The organism is Flammeovirga aprica JL-4, from assembly GCF_012844305.1.
In the GTDB taxonomy this organism is placed as follows: domain Bacteria; phylum Bacteroidota; class Bacteroidia; order Cytophagales; family Flammeovirgaceae; genus Flammeovirga; species Flammeovirga aprica.
Genome location: NZ_JABANE010000046.1, coordinates 43,564 through 69,165 on the forward strand (window position 1 = coordinate 43,564; position 25,602 = coordinate 69,165).

General features: G+C 37.4%; 19 protein-coding genes. 15 read left to right on the top strand and 4 right to left on the bottom strand.

What is annotated here, in order from left to right; all coding sequences use genetic code 11:
• Positions 1-94: 94 nt before the first annotated feature.
• From HHU12_RS17055 to HHU12_RS17120, 14 genes are all read left to right on the top strand, one after another.
• Complete coding sequence (locus HHU12_RS17055) at positions 95-2,677, top strand: glycoside hydrolase family 2 TIM barrel-domain containing protein (protein ID WP_169657955.1); 2,583 nt, start codon at positions 95-97, stop codon at positions 2,675-2,677.
• A gap of 8 nt (positions 2,678-2,685) precedes the next feature.
• Positions 2,686-3,708 carry a zinc-dependent alcohol dehydrogenase gene (locus HHU12_RS17060; protein WP_169657956.1) on the top strand — a complete coding sequence of 341 codons (1,023 nt, stop codon included), beginning with the start codon at positions 2,686-2,688 and terminating at the stop codon, positions 3,706-3,708.
• A gap of 66 nt (positions 3,709-3,774) precedes the next feature.
• On the top strand, positions 3,775-4,545 hold the full coding sequence (locus HHU12_RS17065) for an SDR family NAD(P)-dependent oxidoreductase (RefSeq protein ID WP_169657957.1): 771 nt from the start codon (positions 3,775-3,777) through the stop codon (positions 4,543-4,545).
• A 93-nt stretch (positions 4,546-4,638) separates the two neighbouring features.
• A complete protein-coding gene (gene aldA / locus HHU12_RS17070; protein WP_169657958.1) occupies positions 4,639-6,102 on the top strand; it encodes an aldehyde dehydrogenase in 1,464 nt (487 codons plus the stop codon).
• A 15-nt stretch (positions 6,103-6,117) separates the two neighbouring features.
• Entirely contained in the window at positions 6,118-7,230 is a 1,113-nt protein-coding gene (locus HHU12_RS17075) for a mandelate racemase/muconate lactonizing enzyme family protein (protein ID WP_169657959.1), read from the top strand.
• A gap of 76 nt (positions 7,231-7,306) precedes the next feature.
• A complete protein-coding gene (locus HHU12_RS17080; RefSeq protein WP_169657960.1) occupies positions 7,307-7,945 on the top strand; it encodes a hypothetical protein in 639 nt (212 codons plus the stop codon).
• A 78-nt stretch (positions 7,946-8,023) separates the two neighbouring features.
• Positions 8,024-9,064 (top strand): aldose epimerase family protein, encoded by a 1,041-nt coding sequence (locus HHU12_RS17085; RefSeq protein WP_169657961.1) that lies wholly within the window; start codon positions 8,024-8,026, stop codon positions 9,062-9,064.
• A 23-nt stretch (positions 9,065-9,087) separates the two neighbouring features.
• Entirely contained in the window at positions 9,088-10,095 is a 1,008-nt protein-coding gene (locus tag HHU12_RS17090) for an L-rhamnose/proton symporter RhaT (protein WP_169657962.1), read from the top strand.
• 158 nt (positions 10,096-10,253) lie between these two features.
• Positions 10,254-11,489, top strand: a complete 1,236-nt coding sequence (locus tag HHU12_RS17095; protein WP_169657963.1) for a glycoside hydrolase family 117 protein — start codon at positions 10,254-10,256, stop codon at positions 11,487-11,489.
• A 292-nt stretch (positions 11,490-11,781) separates the two neighbouring features.
• Positions 11,782-14,007, top strand: coding sequence for a T9SS type A sorting domain-containing protein (locus HHU12_RS17100; protein WP_169657964.1), 2,226 nt, complete (start codon positions 11,782-11,784; stop codon positions 14,005-14,007).
• Between the two features lie 10 nt (positions 14,008-14,017).
• Positions 14,018-15,016: a sugar kinase gene (locus HHU12_RS17105; protein ID WP_169657965.1), complete on the top strand. Its 999-nt coding sequence runs from the start codon at positions 14,018-14,020 to the stop codon at positions 15,014-15,016.
• Positions 15,016-15,699 (top strand): bifunctional 4-hydroxy-2-oxoglutarate aldolase/2-dehydro-3-deoxy-phosphogluconate aldolase, encoded by a 684-nt coding sequence (locus tag HHU12_RS17110; RefSeq protein ID WP_205959912.1) that lies wholly within the window; start codon positions 15,016-15,018, stop codon positions 15,697-15,699. Before HHU12_RS17105 ends, HHU12_RS17110 begins: the two co-directional genes overlap by 1 nt.
• A 398-nt stretch (positions 15,700-16,097) precedes the next feature.
• Entirely contained in the window at positions 16,098-17,489 is a 1,392-nt protein-coding gene (locus HHU12_RS17115; RefSeq protein WP_169657966.1) for a sulfatase-like hydrolase/transferase, read from the top strand.
• A gap of 378 nt (positions 17,490-17,867) precedes the next feature.
• Positions 17,868-19,394 carry a BspA family leucine-rich repeat surface protein gene (locus HHU12_RS17120; protein WP_169657967.1) on the top strand — a complete coding sequence of 509 codons (1,527 nt, stop codon included), beginning with the start codon at positions 17,868-17,870 and terminating at the stop codon, positions 19,392-19,394.
• 61 nt (positions 19,395-19,455) lie between these two features.
• Here HHU12_RS17120 and HHU12_RS17125 read toward each other — a convergent pair whose 3' ends face one another.
• Positions 19,456-20,637, bottom strand: coding sequence for an FGGY family carbohydrate kinase (locus HHU12_RS17125; RefSeq protein WP_169657968.1), 1,182 nt, complete (start codon positions 20,635-20,637; stop codon positions 19,456-19,458).
• 18 nt (positions 20,638-20,655) lie between these two features.
• Entirely contained in the window at positions 20,656-21,933 is a 1,278-nt protein-coding gene (locus HHU12_RS17130) for an L-rhamnose isomerase (RefSeq protein ID WP_169657969.1), read from the bottom strand.
• Positions 21,934-22,057: 124 nt separating this feature from the next.
• Here HHU12_RS17130 and HHU12_RS17135 point away from each other — a divergent pair, with 124 nt between their 5' ends.
• Positions 22,058-22,918 (top strand): AraC family transcriptional regulator, encoded by an 861-nt coding sequence (locus HHU12_RS17135; RefSeq protein WP_169657970.1) that lies wholly within the window; start codon positions 22,058-22,060, stop codon positions 22,916-22,918.
• 219 nt (positions 22,919-23,137) lie between these two features.
• On the opposite strand, the gene HHU12_RS17140 is transcribed toward HHU12_RS17135, so the two are convergent.
• Positions 23,138-24,250, bottom strand: coding sequence for a hypothetical protein (locus HHU12_RS17140; protein WP_169657971.1), 1,113 nt, complete (start codon positions 24,248-24,250; stop codon positions 23,138-23,140).
• A gap of 120 nt (positions 24,251-24,370) precedes the next feature.
• Positions 24,371-25,450 carry a hypothetical protein gene (locus tag HHU12_RS17145; protein ID WP_169657972.1) on the bottom strand — a complete coding sequence of 360 codons (1,080 nt, stop codon included), beginning with the start codon at positions 25,448-25,450 and terminating at the stop codon, positions 24,371-24,373.
• Between the last annotated feature and the right edge of the window lie 152 nt (positions 25,451-25,602).

Sequence of the window (25,602 nt, forward strand, 5' to 3'; positions counted from 1 at the left end):
AACCTCTTATTCTAAAAAGAAAAATAAAGGATGAACATAAATAATGTCGTACAATAAATAGTGTAGATATTATACAGAAAATGGATAGGAACTAATGAAAAACTTTGTGTATTATATTTTGGCCTTTGTCATTTTAGGATGTCAAGCAGAAGCCCCGGAAGTACAAAGGGAATCGGATTTTAATTTTGATTGGCAATTTGCACTTTTAGATACTGGTCAGTCGGATTTAAAGGCGGATAAAATCCCTGTGACTTCTTGGGAAAAAGTGAGACTTCCTCATGACTGGGTTATCGGAAATCAATATGACTCAGCAAACCACGAGTTTGCCCCTGCAACAGGATATATTTATGGTGGTGGTATCGGATGGTACAAAAAACAATTTGATTTGTCTTTGGCATCTAACCAAACGGCCTCTATTCTTTTTGACGGTGTATACAACAACTCTGAGGTTTATCTGAATGGTAACAAATTAGGTTTCCACCCTTATGGTTACTCACCTTTCCATTATGACTTAACGCCTTACTTAAAGAAAGATGGAAAAAATGAACTGTGGGTGAAAGTAAATCACAGCAGTTTTGCGGATAGCAGATGGTATACAGGTGCAGGTATCTACAGAAATGTAGAACTGATAGTAACAGACAAATTACATGTGCCAGTATGGGGTACTTTTATCAAAACCAACATCATTAACGATCAACTAGCAGAAGTAATCATTGAAACGGATGTAAATAATGGTTATTCGGAATCAAAAGAGGTTAAATTAATCCATGAAATCTTAGATCATAAAGGAAATAAAGTTGCAGAAATCGCAACGAACGAAACTGTAAAAGCGGACAATAATAGATTGGTAATTCAAACGGTTAAACTAAACGAACCAAACTTATGGGATGTAGACGATCCATACTTATATACAGTAAAAACGAAGCTAATTAGTGATAATAACACAACAGACGAACTGACAAACAATTTTGGTGTAAGAAGTATTGCTTTTAAGGCAGACTCTGGGTTTTTCTTGAACGGACAAAATATGAAAATTAAAGGAGTCTGCCTTCACCATGATGCTGGTTTAGTGGGTACTGCTGTGCCAAAAGATGTGTGGAGAAGAAGATTGGAAGTGTTGAAAGAAGGTGGTTGTAATGCCATCAGAATTGCACACAACCCTGCTTCAAATGAGTTTTTGGATTTATGTGATGAAATGGGATTCTTAGTACAAGATGAATTCTTCGATGAGTGGGATTATCCAAAAGACAAGCGTTGGAATCAAAAAGAGAAATCAAGAAATAATGAAACGGAAGGTTATACCAACTACTTCCAGGATTATGCGGAAAGTGACTTGAAAGCAGTGATTTTATCACACAGAAATCATCCTTCTGTATTCCAATGGAGTATTGGTAACGAGATCGAGTGGACGTACCCTCGTATTTCTCAAGCCACTGGTTTCTTTAATAATATGAACTGGAAAGGTAATTATTTCTGGTCGAAGCCTCCTCACTCAAGAAAGGAGATTCAGCAACAATTGGCTACACTTCCTAGACAGGAACATAACATTGGTTCTACCGCTAGAAAGTTAGTTCAATGGACAAAAGAGATGGATACTACTCGTCCGGTAATTGCCAATTGTATTTTACCTTCTGCTTCTCATGAAACAGATTATGGTAAGTCGTTAGATATTGTAGGGTATAGCTATAGAAGAGTGTTGTATGATTATGGCCATGAAAACTACCCTGATAAAGTGATTATGTGTACGGAGAACTTGGCGCAATATCATGAGTGGAAAGCCATTATGGACAGACCATTTATTGCAGGTACTTTCTTCTGGACAGGTATTAATTACCTAGGAGAAATCAGAGCACCTTGGCCTAATAAAGGAAATGATGCAGGTATGGTTGATTTTGCAGGTTTCACGAAGCCATCTTACCATATGATCAAAACGCTTTGGGATGAAAGACCTCATACTTATATCGCTACACAAAAGCTTTCTAAATCAATCAATAAGATCGATAAGAAAACAGGAAGAATGGTGGCGAAGAACCCTGAGAAATGGAAAACAGCCCTTTGGGAATGGCATGACGTGAACAACCACTGGAACTATGAAAAAGGGGAAATGATCAGTGTTGAATTGTATTCTAATGCAGAGGAGATTGAGTTGTTATTGAATGGGAAAAGTTTAGGAACGAGAAAGTTAGAAGAATTTGAAGATCATATTTATAAATGGGGAGTGCCGTTTGAAGCGGGTACATTGACAGCTGTTGGTAAAAAAGATGGTAAGCCTTTTACTACTGAAATCATCACAGCGGGAGAACCTGTAGCGGTACAACTTTCTATAGATAAAAAAGTCCTTGTAAATAATCAATATGATGTGGCTCACGTAGTAGCCCAGTTAGTGGACAAAAACGGAAATCCAGTCAAACATTTAGAGAAAGTGATTGATTTCGAAACCCCTTCTTACCTGAGAGCATTGGGTGTAGATAATGGAGCAAATACGAATGTACAACCTCACGTTTCTAGAAAAATTGAAACAGATCAAGGTAGAGCATTACTGGTATTGCAGTCTACGGAAGAGAAAGGAAAAGTAGAAATCAAAGCTACGGTTGACGGATTGGATGCCGACAAAGTACTACTGACAATTAGTACTGAAAAAGAGAATAGTGAAGAAGTATTAGCAGAATTAAACTAAAAGAAACGATGAAAGCAGCATTTTATGAATCGAAAGGGAAGATAAGCGTAGGTGAAGGAAAACAAATTGCTCCAGGTAAAGGAGAAGTAAGATTAGATGTAGCCTATTGTGGAGTATGTGGAACAGATGTTCATATTTTCCATGGTGTAATGGACCAAAGAGTGGCACCACCTCAAACGGTTGGTCATGAAGCTTCAGCAGTAGTAGCGGAAGTGGGAGAAGGTGTAGAAAATGTGAAAGTTGGGGATAAAGTTGCCGTAAGACCATTGCACTTCGGTGATGAGCATCCATTTGATAAAGGTTTCAAGCACGTAGGTAAAAACTTGAAATTCATTGGTATTGATTCAAGTGGAGCTTTCCAAAACTCTTGGACTGTACCGGCTTACACTTTACATAAATTACCAGAGCAATTGAGCTTAATGCACGGTGCATTTATTGAGCCATTGGCAGTAGCATGTCATGATGTGAAAATTGGTAGAGTAGAGAAAGGTGAAAATTGCTTAGTAATTGGCGGTGGCCCTATCGGAACATTGATCGGTTATGTTTTAAAGGAGAAAGGAGCGAACGTATACATTTCTGAAGTAAATGAAACACGTCTTTCAATGCTGAATGAGTTAGGTTTCACAACCATCAACCCAGCAAAAGAAAACCTTTCAGAAAGAATTTCAGAGTTGACAGGAGAGAAAATGATCGACTGTGCATTTGAAGTATCAGGTTCAGCACCAGGTGTTCAAACAATGACTGAAGTTGTGAATGTAAGAGGTAGAATTGTGATGGTAGCCATTCACGGAGGTGAGCAAAAGCAAGTGGATTTATTCAAATTCTTCTGGTCAGAAATCGAATTATTAGGAGCAAGATTATACGAAGAAGACGATTACGAAGAGGCGATCAGAATTGCAGATTCAGGTTTCGTTCCATTCGAGCAACTGATTACAAAAGTAGATTCATTAGACAATATCCAAGCGGTATTTGATGAAATCGATCAAAATCCAGAAGGGATGAAATACCTAATTAAGTGTAACGACAATTAATATCTAATGGGTGGGCCAACGTGTCTGCCCGAATTAAAAAAATATCAAACATCGGAAAGAAATATCATGAGCATTTTAAACAAATTCGGAGTACAAAATAAAGTAGCATTAGTAACAGGCTGTAAAAGAGGAATTGGTAAAGCAATGGCAGTAGGTCTTGCTGAAGCAGGAGCTGATATTATTGGCGTATCTGCATCATTAGAGTTAGAAGGAAGTGACGTACAGCAAGCAGTAGAAGCAACAGGAAGAAAATTCAAAGCTTACCAATGTGATTTTTCAGATAGAAAAGCCTTATACGAATTCATTCTTACAGTAAAAGCTAACCATCCGCAAATTGATATTTTAGTAAACAATGCTGGTACAATTTTAAGAACACCTGCAGCAGAGCATCCGGATGAAATGTGGGATACAGTAATTGAAGTAAATCAAAATGCTCAATTTATCCTTACAAGAGAAATTGGTAAAGAAATGGTAGCAAGAGGTGAAGGTAAAGTGATTTTCACAGCTTCATTATTGACGTTCCAAGGTGGTATCACAGTGCCAGGTTATGCTGCAAGTAAAGGTGCAGTAGGTCAGTTGACAATGGCGTTTGCCAATGAGTGGGCCAGCAAAGGGGTTAACGTAAACGCAATTGCTCCAGGTTATATCAGCACTGACAACACAGAGGCATTAAGAAACGATCCTGAAAGATCAGCTTCTATTCTATCAAGAATTCCAGCGGCACGTTGGGGAGATCCAGAAGATTTTGCAGGTCCAGTAGTATTCTTAGCATCAGAAGCAGCAGCGTATATGCACGGTAGCATTATGCTAGTAGATGGTGGCTGGATGGGCCGTTAATAACTTAGTTTTTCGTGCATCATTACTTTTCAAAATGATGCACGAAACACCCTCTTTTCTTAGTATTTTTTTTAATACCTAAAATATAAAACTATGCAGACGATTACAGAAACTGAAGTAAAAGAATATAAATTATTCATCAATGGTGAGTGGATTGAAGCCTCTTCAGGACAAACTGAAGACGTGATCAGCCCTATTGATGAAGCAGTAGTAGGTAAGGTACAAATGGGAGATGAGCATGAAGCAAATCTTGCATTGGAAGCAGCAGAGAATGCACAAAAAGCATGGAAGAAAGTACCTGCTATTGAAAGAGCCAACTTATTAAGAAAGTTTGCGGCAGAGATTCGTGCCAACAAACCTTACCTTTCTAATCTACTAACAAGAGAGCAAGGAAAATTATTATCAGTGGCAGAAATGGAAGTGGAAGTAACGGCTACTTTCATCGAATATGCATGCGACTGGGCTAGACATATTGAAGGCGATATCATCCCTTCGAACAATCCAAAAGAACAAATTTGGATTCAAAAAATCCCTCGTGGTGTGATAGTGGCGATAACAGCATGGAACTTCCCGCTAGCTTTGGCTGGTAGAAAGATTGGGCCGGCATTAGTAGCGGGAAATGCCATTGTTGTAAAGCCAACACAAGAAACACCTTTGGCTACTTTGGAATTAGGTTTCCTAGCAGAAAAAGTAGGTATCCCAGCAGGTTTGATCAACATTGTGACGGGTAAAGGTAGAGTATTGGGTAATGCATTGGTAGCAAGCCCGATCACGAAGATGGTAACAATGACAGGTTCAACGCCTGCAGGTCAGTCGATCTTCAAAACAGCTTCAGAGCATTTAGCACACGTACAGTTAGAATTGGGTGGAAAAGCACCTGCTATTGTATTTGCTGATGCGGACATTGACCAAGCGGTAGACGCGTGTTTCCATTCACGTTTTGATAACTGCGGTCAGGTATGTACATGTAATGAAAGAATGTATGTACACGAGGATATCTATGAAGCATTCATGGAGAAATTCATGGAAAAAGTGAAAAACATCAAGGTAGGTAATCCATTAGATGCGGCTTCTACAATGGGTCCAAAAGTAAACGCTTCTGAGATCAAAAACATGGAGCACTTAGTGGCGAAGTCAATTGAAGAAGGAGCAACAATTGCTCACGGTGGTGGTAAGCCATCAGGAAGTGAGTTTGAAAAAGGATTCTGGTTTGAGCCAACAGTAATCACTGACGTAACGCAAGACATGACAGTGGTACACGAAGAAGCTTTCGGACCGATCTTACCTGTATTGAAATTTAAAGAATTTGATCAAGTAGTAGAATTCGCTAACGACTGTGAGTTTGGTTTAGCGGCGATGGTTTTCACTCAAGACATCAAAACAATCATGCAATTGAATGAGGACTTGGAGTTTGGTGAAATTTATGTCAACAGAGGTCATGGTGAGCAGCACCAAGGTTTCCACAATGGTTACAAACTAAGTGGAACAGGTGGAGAAGATGGAAAATATGGCTTCGAGCAGTACATGGAGAAGAAAACATTCTACGTAAAATATTAATTGGTGACTACGGACATGGAGACTACAATAATTAGTGTGAAAAACAGGTTATTTGAGGTACCTCTTCCAGAGGTACTTTCAGATGCCAAACACGGTGATCATACACATTTTGAATTAGTAACATCGACCATTACGCTTGAAAACGGAATGGAAGGTACAGGTTATACATATACAGGCGGTAAAGGTGGCAGAGCGATCAAAGCAATGCTGGATTATGATCTTGGCCCTGCTTTAGTAGGAAAAGACGCTACTCAGATCGATGAAATCTATGATTTTATGGAGTGGCACATCCACTATGTGGGTAGAGGAGGAATTGCCTCTTTCGCTATTTCAGCTATCGATATTGCCCTTTGGGATATCAAAGGAAAAGCTTCTGAGCAACCACTTTGGAAAATGGCTGGCGGTGTCAATAACACATGCAAAGCTTACTGTGGCGGTATTGATTTGATGTTCCCGATTGAGAAACTTCTGAAAAATATGCAGTCGTATATGGACAAAGGTTTCAGTGCGGTGAAGATCAAAATCGGTAGAGAAAACCTTGATGAAGATATAGAAAGAATCAAAGCAGTCAGAGAGTTTATTGGTGATGACATCACATTTATGGTAGATGCCAATTATTCAATGACAGTAGAAAAAGCCATTGAATGTGCGGAAAGATTCAAGCCTTACAACATCACTTGGTTTGAAGAGCCTATCATTCCTGATAACTACAAAGGATACGCTGAAATCACAGAAAAGACAGGAGTACCATTAGCCATGGGTGAAAACCTTCATACTATTCATGAATTTGAATATGCAATGGAGCAATCAAAACTGTCTTTTGTACAGCCCGATGCCTCTAACTGTGGCGGTGTAACAGGATGGTTAAGAGCGGCAAAATTAGCCAAAGAAAACAATATCCCTGTATGTTCACACGGTATGCAGGAATTGCATGTTAGCCTTGTTTCTTCTCAAGAAAATTCAGGATGGTTAGAAGTACATAGCTTCCCGATAGATGAGTACACGACTCGTCCATTGGTTGTAGAAAACTTCAGAGCTGTAGCATCAGATGAGCCAGGAACAGGAGTAACATTCGACTGGGAAAAATTAGCTTCATATGAAGTAGAAACAATAGGACAACCCGCGTAGGGGCAGCCCCATGTGTTTGTCCGCAAAACTGACACATGGGCTGAATAATAACATAATCTAAACTAAACCAATAGCAATGAAACGACTAATCTTATTACTTACAATTTTTATAGTTTATACATCTTCTTATGCACAAGAAGGCGTATCACAGACAAAAGAAAGAAGACAAGAAGTAGGTATTATCTACGATACGAGTAACCAATTTGGTATATCTTATAAAATTGGTCATAATCGCTCGATGTGGAGATTTAATACTTTAGGAGCTTTTTCAGTTAATGATCAACATCATGAAGATTCATTGATCAAAGATACTAAAGCAACTTCATTTAAAATTGCTATTGGTAAGGAGTTTAGAAAAAGTATTGGAAAAAAGCTTGAATTAAGATATGGGTTAGATATAGGTTTTCGATATGATCATAGCAACAATTCAAGTGCATTGATGCATTATAGGAAGACGGATCTTTATTACGAAGGCTATACTACTTCAATAGGATTTGTATTTGGGTTTAATTACTACATTTTTGAAGACCTTATTATGGGAGTGGAAATGATACCCGCTTTTAGTGTATTAAAAGGAGAATCAAAATACCATTCGAGAAGCTATACAGAGTCGGGTGAATTGATCTCTGATGACGAAAACATAACGCAAATAGATAAAAAGACTTTTAATCTATCGAATCAGAATGTAATTCTCACCTTATCCTACAAATTCTAGCCTAGCGTTAAATGATTGAAATGAATTAGACAGTTGATTCTTGGAAAAATCAGCTGAACACCACAAAGTACAAACAACATGATCAAAGAAAAACTATTCGGAGTATTCGAAGACTACAAAGTCCGTCAATATGAGATGGAAAACAAAAACGGAATGAATGTCAAAATAATGACATTAGGGGCAACAATTACCTCCATAAAAGTGCCCAATAAAAATGGAACTTTTACAGAAGTAGCCTGCGGCTTTGATCAGTTAGAAGGGTATTTGTCTGAAGAATACAAGGCCAATGCTCCTTATTTTGGATGTACTGTGGGGCGTTTTGCTTCAAGAATTAAAGACGGGAAATTTCAAATAGAAGGAAAGGAATATACATTAGTAACGAATGATGGTCCAAATCATTTGCATGGTGGAACAGTGGGGTTTGATAAACAAATTTGGGAGTGTGTGAATCAGGTAAGTTCAGATGTAGCTGATTCCATTACGTTCCAAAGAAAAAGTGAACATATGGAAGAAGGTTTTCCAGGTAATGTAACCGTTCAAGTGACCTTCACATTATCGTTTGAAAATGCATTGGAAATAGCTTATCATGCTACAACCGATCAGAAAACACCACTTTCATTTACCAACCATACTTATTTCAATTTATCAGGTTTTAAAGAAACAATTGAAAAGCATACAGCAAGAATTAACGCTGACCGTTACCTAAAATCAGACGAAACCAATGTCCCTGTCGGTGATATTGAGGGAGTTGAGAACAGTGTTTTAGACTTTAAAAATGGCAGAGCCCTTGGTGAAGTTTTTCAAGAACTGGAGACAGGCTGTGAACATTATTTCCTGTTTGATGAAGAGAGCAGTTTACGTGAAGTAGCATCTTTCAATCACGAAGAAACAGGAGTGACATTAGAGATTCACACCACAGAGCCAGGGATGTTATTCTACACAGGATATTTTACTTCTGATGCCTTAAAAAGAGAATCAGGAGATCAGTTTGGCCGTTACAAAGCCTTTTGCTGTGAAACGCACAGGTATCCAAACGGGCCGAATATTGAAGGAGCACCAAGAGTATTCACTACTCCAGATGCCCCTTATGAAAGCACTACTATTTTTCAGTTTAATTAATTATTACTTAATTTTTTATCGTCATGATCGAAGGAGTTTTATGGTCCATTTTTGCAGGACTGATGTTGGGTTTATATGCCCTTCCAGAGAAGTTTACAAAAGAATTTGAATTTGAAAATACATGGGGATTGTTCTTTATGATCAATACCTTCATTATACCAAATATTGCAGCCTACTTTATGGTAGATAATTTTGGTGAAATATTAGGTGCTATCCCAACGAACGTATTGTTAGGGATGGGTATCGCAAGTTTCCTTTGGGGAATTGGTGTGATGATGTGGGGTAAAGCCATCAACTACATTGGTCTTTCACTAGGATTTTCACTGTTTATAGGAACCATTATTCTGATTGGCTCACTCATTCCATTTATGATTGATGGAATTCCTGAATTGCATGTATTTGGTACTATCATGGTAGGCATCTTGATTGTATTGATCGGTGTCATGAGCAATGGTAGAGCAGGTATTTTGAAGCAGCAGGAAAGTGATAAAGAATCTGAAGTGAAAAGTGATAACATGATCAAAGGTATTGCAATTGCAGTGATCGGTGGTCTTTTAGCAACAGGTTTTAACTACGCCAACACAGTAGGCGGTGGGGTAATCAGAGATGCTGTAGTAGCCAACGGAAATGCAGAGTGGGTAAGTGCTATTGTGGTAATGTACATCATTTACATCTTTGGTGGTTTATCAATCGCTACTTACTTCATTTATCAACTGACAAAAAAGAGCCTTTGGGGAAATTTCGTAACTTCTCAATTGCCAAGAAATACAATCCTTACAACTGTAATGGGTATTTTCAACTTTGCCGCTTCAGCATTATTCGCTTATGCAGCATTCAGATTAGGTCAAAACGGAGGTACAGTAGGTTATGCCATTTTTAATACAGTTTCTGTAGGTGTAGCTATTGTAGGTGGTTTGATCACAAAAGAATGGTTGGAAGCACCAAAACAAGCCAAAACTTCTTTATATGTAGGACTTTCTTGCATGGTTTTGGGTATTACAGTAATTGCTTTCGGAAATAGTCTTATTTAAATAGAAATATAAACTAAACAGTCGCGGGTACTTATCTCTCGTGGCTAAGCATTGGCGAAGTCTTTTGACTTCAAAATTGAGAGGCTTCACCAATTGCTTTCAAACAAATCAACATAAATTATCGCAGTTAGTATTGAATTATTTTATTATTAAAAGGAATGAACTTATTTAAAAATATTGCAGGAACATTTTTGATTGGAGCAGTAATGGCTTCATCATGTTCAAAGTCTACAGCTCCTAACACTGAAGTAAGTGAAGAAAAAGTAGAAATCTCAAAAGAAAAATTAGACTTCTTAGGTATTACAGATCCTAATCATTTAAGTGCAGCATCTAAAAGAGCATTGGCTTGGCCAGATTCATTGACAAACGAGTGGTTTGGAGAGTTTTCTGTTCATGATCTAAAAGGTGACTTGGCTTACGAAGAAGGTGTAGTAAGACGTGACCCATCTGCATTACTTTATATCGATGGAAAATACCATGTTTATTACTCAAAATCAATAGGTAAAACACAAGGTTTTGGCGGAGATGTTGAAAACGAAAAAGTATTCCCTTGGGACCGTTGTGATATCTGGCATGCTACTTCTACAGATGGATGGACATGGAAAGAAGAAGGACTTTCTGTAGCAAGAGGTGAAAAAGGTACTTTTGATGACCGTTCGGTATTCACTCCTGAAGTAATGGAGTACGAAGGAAAATACTACTTATGTTACCAAACAATCAAATCTCCTTATAACGTAAGAACGAAAAACCAAGTAGGTTTAGCGTACGCAGATTCACCTTACGGACCTTGGGAAAAATTAGAAGAGCCAATCCTTAGCCCAGCTGATAATGGTGTTTGGAAAGGTACGGAGCAAAACCGTTTCTTAGTAGAAAAGAAGGGTGATTTCGATAGCCATAAAGTACACGATCCATGTATCATCCCTTACAAAGGTAAATTCTATTTATACTACAAAGGTGAGCAAATGGGTGAAGCAATCACTTTCGGTGGTCGTCAAATCCGTCATGGTGTAGCGATTGCTGACAATCCGTTAGGACCTTATGTGAAATCAAAATATAACCCTATCTCAAATTCAGGTCACGAAATCTGTGTATTCAAATACAAAGACGGTATCATGTCATTGATCACAACAGACGGACCTGAAAAAGGAACAGTACAATATGCCAACGACGGTATCAACTTCAACATTCAAGCGGTAATTCCAGGTGCACCTCACGCAATGGGCTTGAACAGAAGCTTAAATAGTGACGAGCCTTTCTCAATTTTCGGATGGGGTCTTACGCACCGTTATGTTTCATATGATTACCAACATATCAGACGTTTCCATGGTAAGAGAAAAACATCTCATACTGCCAAAAATGAGCAAACGTCGAAAAAGACAAAGGCTACTAGATAGGGCATTTTGAATGTAGAATGAAGAATGAAGAATTAAGAATGTAGAAAAGGTGGTCCTTGTTGGGTTCAGTGGATGTTGTAATACAGCTTCCCTACAATTTTGGTAGAATATCCTTTAAGATTGGTAGTAGGGACGTTGCATTGCAACGTCCACCGAACCACTATAAAAACCATTCTAAGGTCCACAACACGATCCACTTTTCTTCATTCTACATTCTTAATTCTTCATTAAAAAAATCACAGTTATACCTAAACTCAGCTTTAACCACTTCCTCAATCAACTTCTAACGCAAATGAACAATATGAGATATATTACTTTTACAATATTATCCTTACTATCCATTCCACTGTTGGCACAGACATCAAAAGTAGATGTCAACTTTAATGTGAAGCATACAGTGGGGGAAGTGTCTACTTTTGAAAGAGAAAAATTTATTGGTGTTCACGCCGGTATTCGTGAAAACGATTGGACAAGGTATGGAAGTTCTAGCCCGTCTGATATCAAAGATGATTTCATGAATAAGAAGAATGTATACTTTGGTAGAAATACAGGAAATATTACTTGGAACATCAATTCAGTATTAAATGAAGATCCTAACCGTCCTGGTTTTGTGAACTTGGATGAAGTACGAATAGAAGGGGAGAAACATCGAAATAATTACTTAAACAATTCGGCGTATTATAGTTATGCTGATCGCAATAAAACGCACATTTTAGCCACTCAATACCATCCATTCTGGCCTGACGGTAAATTGACCAACAAAGGATGGGCATTTTCTCAAGCAGATACAGAAGACGAGCCATTTGGTACGGCTACAGGTGAATATTGTGCTCATTTTATCAAAGAGTTTTACGGTTCAGGATCAGAGATTGCCCCAGAATATTTTGAGGTGATCAACGAGCCGGTTTATGAAATGTTTGGTTGTGAAGACTGCGGTGAAACAGATGAAGGGTTAGAGAAAATCTTTAAATATCACAACACCATTGCCAAAGAGGTGAAGAAGGTAAACCCCACCCAAAAAGTAGGTGGATTTACAACGGCCTTTCCGAACTTTGATTACGATAACTTCCAAAGATGGGAGAAGCGCTGGAACAAGTTTATGGATATGGCGGGTGAAAATATGGACTTCTGGTCAATTCACCTTTACGACTGGCCGACATTCCAGAATAAAAGAATCATGAGAAAAGGAAGTAACCTAGAAGCAACCTTGGACATGATGGATCATGCAAGTTATGATAAGTTTGGGGTAGTAAAACCGACTTTAGTATCAGAATACGGAGCTCAAGTGCATTCTATGATGAACAAGCAGTGGTCTTCGGAAAGAGATTGGTACTATTTAGTTTCAACGAATTCAATGTTGATGACTTTTATGGACAGAACCAACACCATTGCCAAAGCACTTCCGTTTGTCGTATTAAAAGCAACTTGGGGTACTGTGGGTGATGTGCCGTATAACTGGAGGTTGTTAAGAGGAGAAGATGAGCCGGGCAGTCTTTCAGGAACTTGGATTTATACAGATTTGGTAAAATTCTATGAGCTTTGGTCTGAGGTAGAAGGAACAAGAGTAGATCATATTTCTGAGAATATTGATATTCAATCAGATGCTTATGTAGATGGAAATATCGCTTATGTAATTCTGAATAATTTGACCTTAGAAAATCAATTGGTAGAATTAAACGTAGCGGGATTAGGAGATGACAATGTGGATAATGTAAAAATTAGACACCTGTATAGCAACGGAGGAAAACCTGTAATGGAGGAAAATACATTTAATGTAGCACCTGCACAAGCTTCGTTGAAACCAGAATCTACAATGATTATCCGCTATGAGTTGAAATCAAATGTAGATGTGAATGAGACTTCTGACGAGACAAAATACTTTGCATCGACATACTACCAACCTATCACAACTGAGGCAATGACTTTTGATTTCTCTAAAATGGATTTAGTAGAGAATGGTGAAGCAAAACTTAGAATTGGTTTAGGCAGGGCACATGGTCTTTCTTTAAAACCGACGGTAAAAGTAAACGGTCAAGCGGTTGATGTACCTCAAAATATCCAAGGTGATTTGCAAACGCAAAGAAGATCTTTCTTTGGTGTGATCGAAATTCCTTTAGACTATGAAACATTGGAAGAAAGTAATACTGTAAGCATTCAGTTCCCAGATAATGGAGGGCATATCAGTAGTGTGAATATGAGAGTGTATAATTTCAGTCTTCCCATCGAAAGATCATTCAATAGTTTAGAGCCTCCAACAAGCATTGCAGCAGAACAATTAAAAGAACAAATTCTCCTTTATCCAAATCCTTCAAAAGGTGGCAATGTGAAATTATTCTTCAAAGGGAATAGCACTATCGACAACTTGAAATTACTGGATATTGCAGGAAGAACGATAGAAACAATTCCTGCTAAAGGAAATGAAATAACAATTAATACAGCTCAATTAAAATCAGGTATCTACCTTATTCAAGCACAGATTGATGGTGTGGTAGTATCAAAGAAATTGATGGTAGATTAATAAAGATAGGATGAAAAAGATAGTAAGTTTTGGAGAACTTCTGATCAGGTTGTCCTCTCCAGGAAATCAACGATTACAGCAAACCAAATCTCTGAATATTGATTTTGGAGGAGCTGAAGCCAACGTGGCAGTTTCATTAGGGCAGTTTGGTGATCAAGTAAAATACATCACTAGAGTTCCTAAAAATGACATGGTACTTAGTGCCGTCAGACACTTGAATAGCTTTGGTGTAGATACTTCTGATATCCTTTACGGAGGAGAAAGAATGGGCCTTTATTATTATGAAAATGGTTCTTGTGGAAGGTCGAGTAAAGTGGTTTATGATAGAGCTTATTCCTCTACAGCCACTTTGACTAGAGGCATGCTGGATTGGGATACCATATTCAAAGATGCAGATTGGTTTCACTGGTCGGGCATTACACCGGCAGTTTCAGAAGGAGCAAAAGAGGCCCTTTTGGAAGGTTTGGAAGAAGCGGCAAAGCGTGGTTTGAAGGTTTCTATGGATTATAATTTCAGAGGCAATCTATGGAAATGGGGAAAAACTGCAGATGAAGTAATGCCGGAACTGATGGAATTCAATCATGTGATGTCTGGTACACACCCTGATGTAGATGTGCTGAATGACAACATAGAAGACTATCATTTTCAGATAGAAGGAGACAAGATTATGCAACGTTTTCCACTTTGTAAAATAGTAGTATTTACTTCAAGAGGTGTTATTTCTAACAACCATAACACTTGGAGTGGAGCACTTTATGATGGGAAAAAAGTATATAGAAGTCAGCAATATGACCTCACGCATATTGTGGACAGAGTAGGTGGTGGAGATTCATTTATGGCCGCTTTAATTTATGGATTAAGAAACATAGAGTCATTACAAGAAGTAATTGATTTTGCGATAGCCGCATCTGCCATCAAACATACCATAGAAGGAGATCAGAATATCTGTTCTGTGGAAGAAGTACAACATTTTATAGCTACAAACGGAACCGGAAAAATAGTCAGATAATGAAATTTTCAAGAATAGAAGTTGCTCTAAAAATGAAAGAAACAGGTTTTGTGCCCGTTTTCTTTCACAAAGATGTAGAAGTAAGTATCAATATTTTAAAAGCCTGTTATGAAGGCGGAGTAAGGGTTTTTGAGTTTACCAACAGAGGTGACAATGCCCACGAAATCTTCAGAAAACTGATTGATTACAGAGACGAATTTCTTCCTGATTTAGCATTGGGAATAGGTTCAATTGTGGATGCTCCCACAACGGCACTTTACATACAGTCAGGAGCAGACTTTGTTGTTTCTCCACTTGTAAATGAAGAAATGGCAAAAATTTGTAATCGCAGAAAAGTAGCTTGGAATCCAGGTTGCGGTACCATTTCAGATATTTCAAAAGCAGAAGAATTGGGAGCCGAAGTAGTAAAAGTATTCCCGGCGACTCAAGTAGGTGGTCCAGGCTTTATCAAAGCGGTAAAAGCACCAATGCCATGGACGAATATTATGCCGACAGGTGGCGTAAAACCCACTTATGAAAACCTGAAAGAATGGTTCGATGCAGGTGCCTATTGTGTAGGAATAGGAGGGCAGTTGTTTGTAAAGGCAGCAGACGGATCATTCGACTATCAGCAAATTAAAGACTTAGTTTATGATGTACGAATATATATTGAAAAGTTACAGTTAAAAACTGTAGATGTTTGATCACATTCTAATTCATTCCATTTAAAGAGGGCCATTTTTTGGTCCTTTTTTTCTTGGTATTCAATTATAAATTGATCGTATTGCAAGCTTTCAAAGATCTACTTTCAAGCTACCTTCTTCTTCATTTTTCCATTGATGAAAAACGAAGCAAAAAATCTAGGCTTAGAAGTCAAAAGCTAAATTCCATTCCTTTCGCCTAAATGATTTTAAACTCGCTACGCTCAAACAGCAAAATCATTTTTAACGGCTCACTCCATGAAATTCTTAACGCTTTTCCCTTCAAGGCCGGGTGTGTACTACTAAACTGAAAAAATAGAAATTCTATCATCGGTAAATATTCATGAAGGTGGAATTTGTAACTAAAGGATAATAGAAATTTAATTAAAAATAGAAATGAAATGAGACAATTACTTTTACTTACTCTGATATATTTATCAGGAAGCTCACTCTTCGCACAAAAAGATAAACCCCAAAATATCATCATTATCCTCTCAGATGATGCAGGATATGCAGATTTTGGATTCCAAGGAAGCACCATGATGCATACACCCGTTTTGGATAAATTAGCCAAAGAAGGAACAGTTTGTCCCCAAGCCTATGTAGCAGGAGCAGTATGTGGTCCATCAAGAGCCGCATTATTAACGGGCAGGTACCAACAGCGATTTGGGTTTGAAGAAAATAATGTGCCCGGTTATATGCAGAACTACTGTTTGGAAGATGATGATATGGGATTGCCTTTGGAAGAAAAAACCATTGCAGACCATATGAAAACACTTGGCTATACAACGGGTATCATAGGAAAATGGCATATGGGAAATAACGATCAATTTCATCCTTTAAAAAGAGGCTTTGATTTCTTTTATGGTTTCAGAGGTGGAGCAAGAAGTTATTGGGGTTTCAATGAAAAAAATCCGAACAAGAGAGAGGAAAATAATATGGAGCGTAATTTCAAAAATTATGAGGAGCCAGACGAATACCTTACAGATGCTTTTGCTAATGAAACTATTGAGTTTATCTCCAAAAATAAAAACAAACCTTTCTTCCTCTTTTTATCCTACAATGCAGTCCATTCACCATTACACGCTAAAAAAGAGGACTTAGCAAAGTTCCCGGAGTTAGAAGGAAAGCGTAAAAAACTAGCCGCAATGACCTTGGCAATGGATAGAGCTTGCGGTACTATTTTCGAGCATTTAGAAAAAGAAGGTTTAGCAGATAATACAGTTATAATTTACACCAATGATAACGGCGGTCCCACTGATGGAAACTCAGCAGACAATAGCCCATTAAGTGGCACCAAAGCGAGTCATTTGGAAGGAGGAATAAGAGTACCGTTTATCATAAAAGTACCCCAACAATCTTTTGGAAAAGAATATGAGCATCCGATCAGCACACTAGATCTTCTGCCACTATGTTATACCATTGGAGGAGGAGATGCAGGTGAACTAGAAGGCATCGATGGAGTAAACCTCTTGCCTTATTTGTCAAAAGAAATAAAAGAAAAACCACACCCTACATTGTATTGGAAGAAAGAAAACAGAGGAGCGATCAGACACCACGACTGGAAAATGATCCGCTATCCAGACCGCCCAGCCGAACTATATGATCTTTCAAAAGACATTTCAGAAACCAACAACCTCGCCACCCAATACCCTGAAATTGTCAAAGAGCTTTATAAGAAATTATTTGAATGGGAAACCACATTGGCAAGGCCAAGATGGCAACTCCAGCGTAAATATGAAAAGGCGGCAATGGAACGAATTGATCAGTATAAGAAGAAGGTTGTGCATTAGTCATTGGATGAAGAAAAGGAATCACCCTGTTTTAAGTTTTTAAGGCAGGGTGATTTATTATTTTCAAAAACGTTGTATTTGGATTCAACTACTTCATCCTAAATGAATGAATTTCTATATATTAGTGATTTAAGAAGTTCTAGTACAAAAGTAATCGAGTGTTTCTTGCACCATAGTTAAAACTATGGGCAGGTGATAGGGCAACCTAATCAAGACTAAAGTCTTGAAGGTTGGTAACGGAGGCAACACTTTAGTGTTGTTGGAGTCAATATCACCAGCCCATGACTTCAGTCATGGTGCACGTATATTACTGTTCCATTTCTTCTGTCGTACTATTTAAAACTAAACTTTTTACAAAGAATTTATTCAACACGTAATATGAAAAGCAAAACTATTACAGCACCAATAGGCTCAAAAGTAGGAGATAAAATCACTATTGAAGGTAACGATTACTTAATAGTAGATAACGAATCTTTAAAACAGTATATGAAAGAAGGGAAAAATTGTGAGTTCGTGATTACAACCTTCGTTACAGACCTGTCTTCTGTAGACTTACCTCCATCATTCAACGATGATATTTCACAATGGGATGTATCAAATGTGACATCATTAAATGACTTATTTTATAAATTATCCTCATTTAATCAAGATTTATCGAACTGGGATGTCAGTAATGTGATAAAGATGGAAAGAGTATTTTATGGAGCGATCTTATTCAACCAAAATATCTCTAGCTGGAAAGTCAGTAACGTTAGATCGATGGATGGAATGTTTGCAGGAGCTTCTTCCTTTAATCAACCTCTGAATGATTGGGATGTATCGAATGTAGGAGATATGACCAATATGTTTGGAGGTTTTTTTGATGATGATCTGTGGGAGTGGAGAGGAGCATCTTCTTTCAATCAACCTTTGAATAATTGGAACACCTCAAAAGTACTGTTAATGGATTCAATGTTTGAGGGTGCGTCTTCATTCAATCAAGATATTTCCTCATGGGATGTCTCTGGTGTTTCCAGAATGAAAGAAATGTTTAGAGTAGCTTCAGATTTTAATCAGCCTTTAAATACATGGGATGTTTCCAATGTTGAAACGATGGAAGGTATGTTTCAAGGTGCTTTATCATTTAATCAAGATATTTCTTCATGGAATACTGCTTCAGTTGATGGAATGAGAAGAATGTTTATGGGGGCAGTATCTTTTAATCAACCCTTAAATACCTGGAATGTTTCTAAGGTTTACTGGATCGATGAGATGTTTTGTGAGGCATACGCCTTTAATCAGGAATTGTCGAATTGGGATGTTTCAGGGTGTAAAAGAATGGAGAGAATGTTTGCCGGTGCTAAATCCTTCAACCAAGATATCTCTTCATGGGATGTATCTAATGTATTAGATATGGTAAGAATGTTTCAAAATGCATCAAGCTTTAACCAACCTTTAAATACTTGGGATTTATCTAATGTGACTGAGATTTATCAGTTATTTGATGGAGCCTCCTCTTTTAATCAGGATATCTCTTCTTGGTCTTTTCCTAAAGTAGGAAATGTATCTGGCTTATTTAGGAATGCAGTGAGTTTTAATCAACCTTTGAATACTTGGGATGCTTCAAAATTTGAATTTATTTCGGAGATGTTTTGCGGGACAATATCCTTCAACCAAGATCTTTCTTCATGGGATGTATCAGGTGTAAAACAAATGGATTATGTATTTAAAGGTGCAACGAAGTTTAATCAAAATATCTCTTCATGGAATGTATCAAAAGTGACATTGATGCGGGAAATGTTTGCAGATGCCGTCGCCTTTAATCAAGATCTATCCGGTTGGGATTTATCCAGTATCAAAAGGATGGACTCTATGTTTGATGGAGCAACCTCTTTCAATAAAGAATTTGCTCCCATAAAAAAGTAATCAAAAAAAAAGCCGGGCGTTGAGTTACAACGCCCCATCACTACCCCATTAACATCACCTTCTAGAGCACAACACAATCCTCTTCCATCACTTCTTTCACTTGCTCAATTTCCTTAAGAGTGAGCTCAAGCATTATTTGAAGGTATAAGAAAGCAACCGATTTATTCTCTGGTAAGCTGATTTTCAATTCTTCCGCAGTGTAAGCCATCAAGTTTTTGATGATCGTTTGACTTGCATTGATTCTGTCCCAAGCTTCCAATAATAGCTCCTCATCATAACTGACCACATCATAAATCTCTTTCTCTAGCTCAAATTCTTTTTTCAGAAACTGAGCATACACATCGTGCACTCTGCCCAACATATATCTGGAAGATAAGATCTTTTTTCCATCAGTATTGATGTTCAGCAGACAGTCATTCTTCAACATTTCACTCGTAAGCTGACCAGAAAACGAGGGGTTCATATTGATGGCCCAAGTTCCGGTGGAAATCAAAACGAAAGGTGCTCCCTTGATAATTGTAGTATAAGGTTGCATTGAAGAGGTGCTGTCATGAATACCAATACCCACTTTTATATCATGTGGTGCAAGTGTTTTCTGAATAGCACATGTATGTTTGTTATTTTGAATTGGAGGGAAATTCAACCCTTCATCACTCACCCAACTGTGATAATCATCCTTTTCAAAATCCCACAAACCAGTATGACACCCAATAGAGGTGAGGTCTGTGGCCAATTGTTTTGTAAATCTATAATGCAAATACTGAGGGAAATGCAGAGAAGTACTGATTTGCTCCCATTGATTGCTTCTATTGTATTTTATCCAGTAAGGCTGCAATCCTGAATTTAAAAACTGCAGAATAGGAGAAGCAGTCTTGGCGGCAAATACTTCTTCACCACCGTACTTGTCATATAGTTTTTGATAAAAATCAGCAGAAGTGGGTTTCAAGTAATTATAGAAAGTTCCCACTCTGTTGCCTTGAGCATCTAAATGCACAAGACTAGCACCATAACAAGAGAAATTGAGTGCTATGATTTTATATTCTGAAGATTGAAGTTTTTCTGAAAAAGAAGAAACCATCCATAATAGCAGGAGGTCAAGATCTTCACAAGGTTCTCCATCCTCATCCTCTATTTCTTGAAGGTGAATTGACTTCTGATCAATCACATTAAAATCTTGATCATAGATCAAAAGTTTTTTATTTGTCTTGCCAATATCAAATACGGCGATTGCTTCTTTTAACATCCTACTTCGTCTTTTTAATTATACCAAAACTTCACCTCTCTCTAATAACTCCGCTTGTTCATAGTCATTGACCAAAGCAATCACTTCGTTGTCCAATGCTGTTTGTTGCTGTAAACAATAGAAATCCCACACGGCACCCCATGGCAATGTTTTCAATTGCTCTAAAAGGAACATTCTCTCAAAGTTCTCACCTTTATCTTCATGTGCCTTGATCAGTTCTGTAGGTTCAAGCAAAGCAAATAAGAATGCTTTTCTTGACGCTCTACATCCAGTAACGTAAGCTCCTATACGATTAATTGATGCGTCAAAGAAATCAAGCCCTACGTGTGTTCTATCCAAAGCACCCGATCGAATTACTTCTTGAGCAATCAGCAAAGATTCATCATTGACAGTCACCACATGATCTGAATCCCATCTTACCCCTCTTGTCATGTGAAGCAGTACTTCATCGACGTATTGAATCACAGAAGAAATTTTATCACCCACTTGTTCTGTAGGGTGGAAATGCCCATTATCCAGACAAATAAGTTTATTGTTTTTGATGGCATATCCTAAGTAGAAGTCATAAGATCCAACCACCATCGATTCACTTCCGATACCAAAAAGTTTGCTTTCCACAGCATCTTTCATATAATTGGTATCGTATTCCACCTCAAAGATTTCATCTAATGCCTCTTTCAAAAGTGTTCTATGTCCAAGACGGTCCACACAAGTATCTTTTGAGCCATCAGGAATCCAAGTGTTGTGAATACAAGGCGTCCCTAATTGTTTTCCAATCTCATTAGAAATCTCACGGCAACGCTTTACGTGCTCGATCCAGAAACTTCTAATCTCAGGGTTTTTACTTGAAAGTGTAAAACCGTCTTCAGCATAAGGGTGAGAGAAACAAGAGGCATTAAAGTCAATACCTACATTGTTTTTCTTCGCCCAATCAATCCAACCTTGGAAATGTTTCACTTCGATTTGATCTCTGTCTACCGCCTCTCCGTTAAACTCTCCGTAAATTGTATGTAAGTTTAGTTTATGTTTGCCCGGAAGAAGCGATAATACTTTTTCAAGATCCGCTCTCATTTCTTCAATCGTATTGGCTTTTCCAGGATAGTTGCCAGTTACTTGAATACCGCCTCCCATTGAAGATGATTTGGTCTCAAAGTCCCCCACATCATCTGCTTGCCAACAGTGAAGAGAGATAGATATATTGTCTAATGTTTCTAACACTTTATCCGTGTCTACGCCATAATTGGCATAGGCAGATTTGGCTAGATTATATGCTGCTATTGTTGTGTGATTGTCCATCGCTTAAGTAATTAGTATGGTACAAAGTAAATAAACGTAGGAACGACATTAAATACACGTTTTGGGAAATTATTTACACAAAATGATATTTGATTATTGATGTATATGGTTATATATTGGTAAAATGAATGATTTTAATAACTATTTGATACCTTCTGATGAAGATATTAATTGGGGCTTGTATATAAATGTAGTAGGGAAGGCAGTGGTTCCTCCTCATCAGGATTACCCTGATCCTAAGCACCCTACGGGGTATTTTTTTAGATGGGAAAAGGGCAGAGTTTTACAGGAATATCAATTACTTTATATTGTAGAAGGTGAAGGTATTTTAGAAACAGACCAAGAGGAAGCCATTTTAAAAAAAGGAAATTTAATCTTTTTAAGACCGGGTGAATGGCACCGATACAAACCTGCTCCTGCAAAAGGTTGGACAGAGTATTACATCGGTTATAATGGAGAGTGGATGAACAACATTATCAAGCAACCGACTTTTGCCGCTACTCAAAAAATAGAATTAGAAAGCGCCGCACAAATCACCTCATTGTTTTATACCCTTTTTGAGGTCGTTCAAAAACAAGAAATTGGTTATCAGAAAATAGGAGCAGGCATCATTTTACAATTAATAGGAGTCATCATACAGCTTACCAAAAAAAGAAATGATTTGGGAAGAGGAGAAAAGATTGTAGAACTCGCAAAAGTAAAAATGCAAGAGGCGTTATATGAAGAAATCGATTTTGTATCCTTTTGTGAAGAACAGAATGTGTCCTATTCTTATTTCAGAAAAGCATTTAAAGAATACACAGGCTTGGCACCACTGCAATATCACCTCAACCTTAAAATCATCAAGGCCAAAGAACTGCTGATAGGTCATGAGAAAAAAGTAAAAGAGGTTGCTTATGAACTTGGTTTTAATTCTGTTTATTACTTCTCAAGGCTTTTCAAACAGAAAGTCGGGATATCGGCTAAAGCATTTCAGAAGGGGTAAGTTTGAGGTTGTAGAGTGTTTCAGTTAAGAGTTAAGAAATGTGGTTCGTAATCTGGCTTTTATGGTGATTCTTTTTTAGTTACCATGGTGGATGCTGTTGTAGGGATGTTGCATTGCAACGTCCACCTGACCACCATAAAAACCAGATTACGAACATAATATGATCTATTTTCTTTATTGCGATAAAAGTCTAGTGAAGCGTAGGGTTAATGAAACCCCTTAATAGTTATATTTGAATTTGCTTCTGGCGAATTTAGCATTCAAGACAAGATCTTTATCCTGGGAATTATCAATGATTTCTGAAAGATAAAAATTTATCCGACCCATTAATGAAGCAATGCCTTTTCTTGGAGTGGCCACCTCTTTGGCAATTCGTAAGGCTTTCTCTTTGTCCCTAGATGATTTACCACGATTGAGCTCAACTGTAATAACCGAAAGTGCAAAAACGTCCTCGTAAAGTTCTTTCTCAAGTTCAGGACTGACGGAAACAAGGGCCGATTCTAAAACGGAAGATGCAGCACGGTATTGTTTTGCGTAAAGGTTATAGTAGGCCCAATAAATACTCATCTTGTAGAGATTGATATGCCTCCTATTTCTTTCTTCATCATCGATTCTTCTGAAGTAGGTGTCTTTATTATAACAGATATGATAAAGCCAATTGGAAGGATTATCATATAATTTGTCGGTTTTATCTGTGAAATTTTTACTCATTTTTTCATGCTGATAATTATTAATAACTATCCCCTTCATAATTTTCGTAATTATATCAAGGCTATAATTGATATTAAATTCATCAGACTGAATAAGTGAGTACATTTTTTTGTGCATTACAGGTGTATAGTCCAGGAAATGATCACTTGGGAGTATATTTTCATGCTCATCAAAATGCTCGATCATCTTAGTTACAGCGGTTGTTATTTTGTCCTTGATAGTCTTCCCTGAGGTAGTATATGAAAATACTTTAGGATTGTAGGAGTCTTCTATATTATGGATTTCTACGGTTAAGTTTTCATCCTGATAAATCACATTGACTATCAGATCAAAGCCCATTTTACTTGCAGTTTCAGGAGGTAATTCAACATTCCATTCTGTAAAATAGAAATTATTTTTTCTTACATACGGTGTTCTACCCTCACCATAAACTAATTCTAGGCTGAAGTCTTTTCTTCTCTTGTCTAGTTCATCAACAATCCACTTATTTATTTTACTTTTATCTCCCTCTTTCAGCATCTTATTAGAGCTTTGATCAATGATGTCTGACACATAAAATGTTTTTGCATTTGCAGTCAGATTGATAGCAAGCAGTAGATATATTAATTTCAATAGTTTCATTGTTGTCTTTTAAGTTTGTTTTGCTTTACGAAGAAAAAGGTAGTGATATGGCCCGTAAAAACCATTCACGAATCCTATTTCTCAATTCTTATGTCCTAGTACTTAATTCTTACTATTTCATCAAAGGCTACTGAACTGTCTTTGCATATTTGTAGCAACTCCAGTCAAATCAGTACTATTTGATGTGTTTTGGATTTCATTGAGGTAAAAGTTAACCTTTTGGTAAAGCACTTCATTACTCACCTTTTCTTTTGTTTTATCCAGAAGAATAGCGTTTACCTCATTATTTTTGAAAGTATCAGCAATAAGGTAGATCGCATAAAAATCAGCTTTCAAATCATCCGATTTTCTAATTTCGTATTCTACTCTATCGAGCGAAGCTTTGGCCTCGTCGTAATTTTGAACATATACATTATAATAAGACCAGTAAATATTCATCCAAATAAGATTCTTGATTCTTTTCATCACCGCCTCATTTTCCATAGTCCCGTAGAAAGTTCTTTTGTTGGCCAGAATACAGCTTACACCTTTTGAAGGAGAAGACTGCCCCATGTATTCACATGCCTGATAAGAAGCACCGCCTTTTTGTGCATAGTTTTTTTGAAGTACTTCTTTGATTTGCATTTCAACTTCTCTGAGAACAGTATGTGCAGGCTTTTCATTGGAGTGTATAAGTTCGATGATATGCTGATTCATTTCAGGTGAAAACTGCGCAAAATCATCTCCAATTTGCTGACAGATTTTATCATTGAAAGTGCTCACCATACCTTCCACAAGTGCGCTTATTTGTCCTTTTAAGTCTTTTGATTTAGAAGTGACGTCTTCATTAGTATACCTTGCCGCATTTTTGACAATCACATTTTCAGATTTCAATAATCCATCTTCATAGATTACTTTCACATACACATCAACGCCAAGTTGTTTTGGGATACCACCTTTATGTGCCAATTCCCAGTTCATCATCATAAAGCCACTGCTTGAGGCCAATTTTGTTCTATCCTCACCATTGATGAGCTGAATACAGAAGTCAGATTTTCTTTTTTCTAACTCTTCGACGAGTAATTGGTTGATGATTTTTTTATCATCAGACTTTAATTTTTTCTTTTGACTTTGATCTAATACATCAGTGACAAAAAAAGATTGAGCATTAGCAGATAAGCATAGAGTGAGAAATACTAAGAGTAATTGTAATAGTTTCATTGAGTGTTTTTTGAGATTTAAGTAATTTGAGTTAAGAGTTAAGAGTTAAGAGTTAAGAGTTAAGAGTGTAGGGACATTGTATGTACTTCCCTAAATAGGGTTGACCGTTTTTGTTCAACATTCATTTAATCTCAGCGGACAATTAAGAGCCT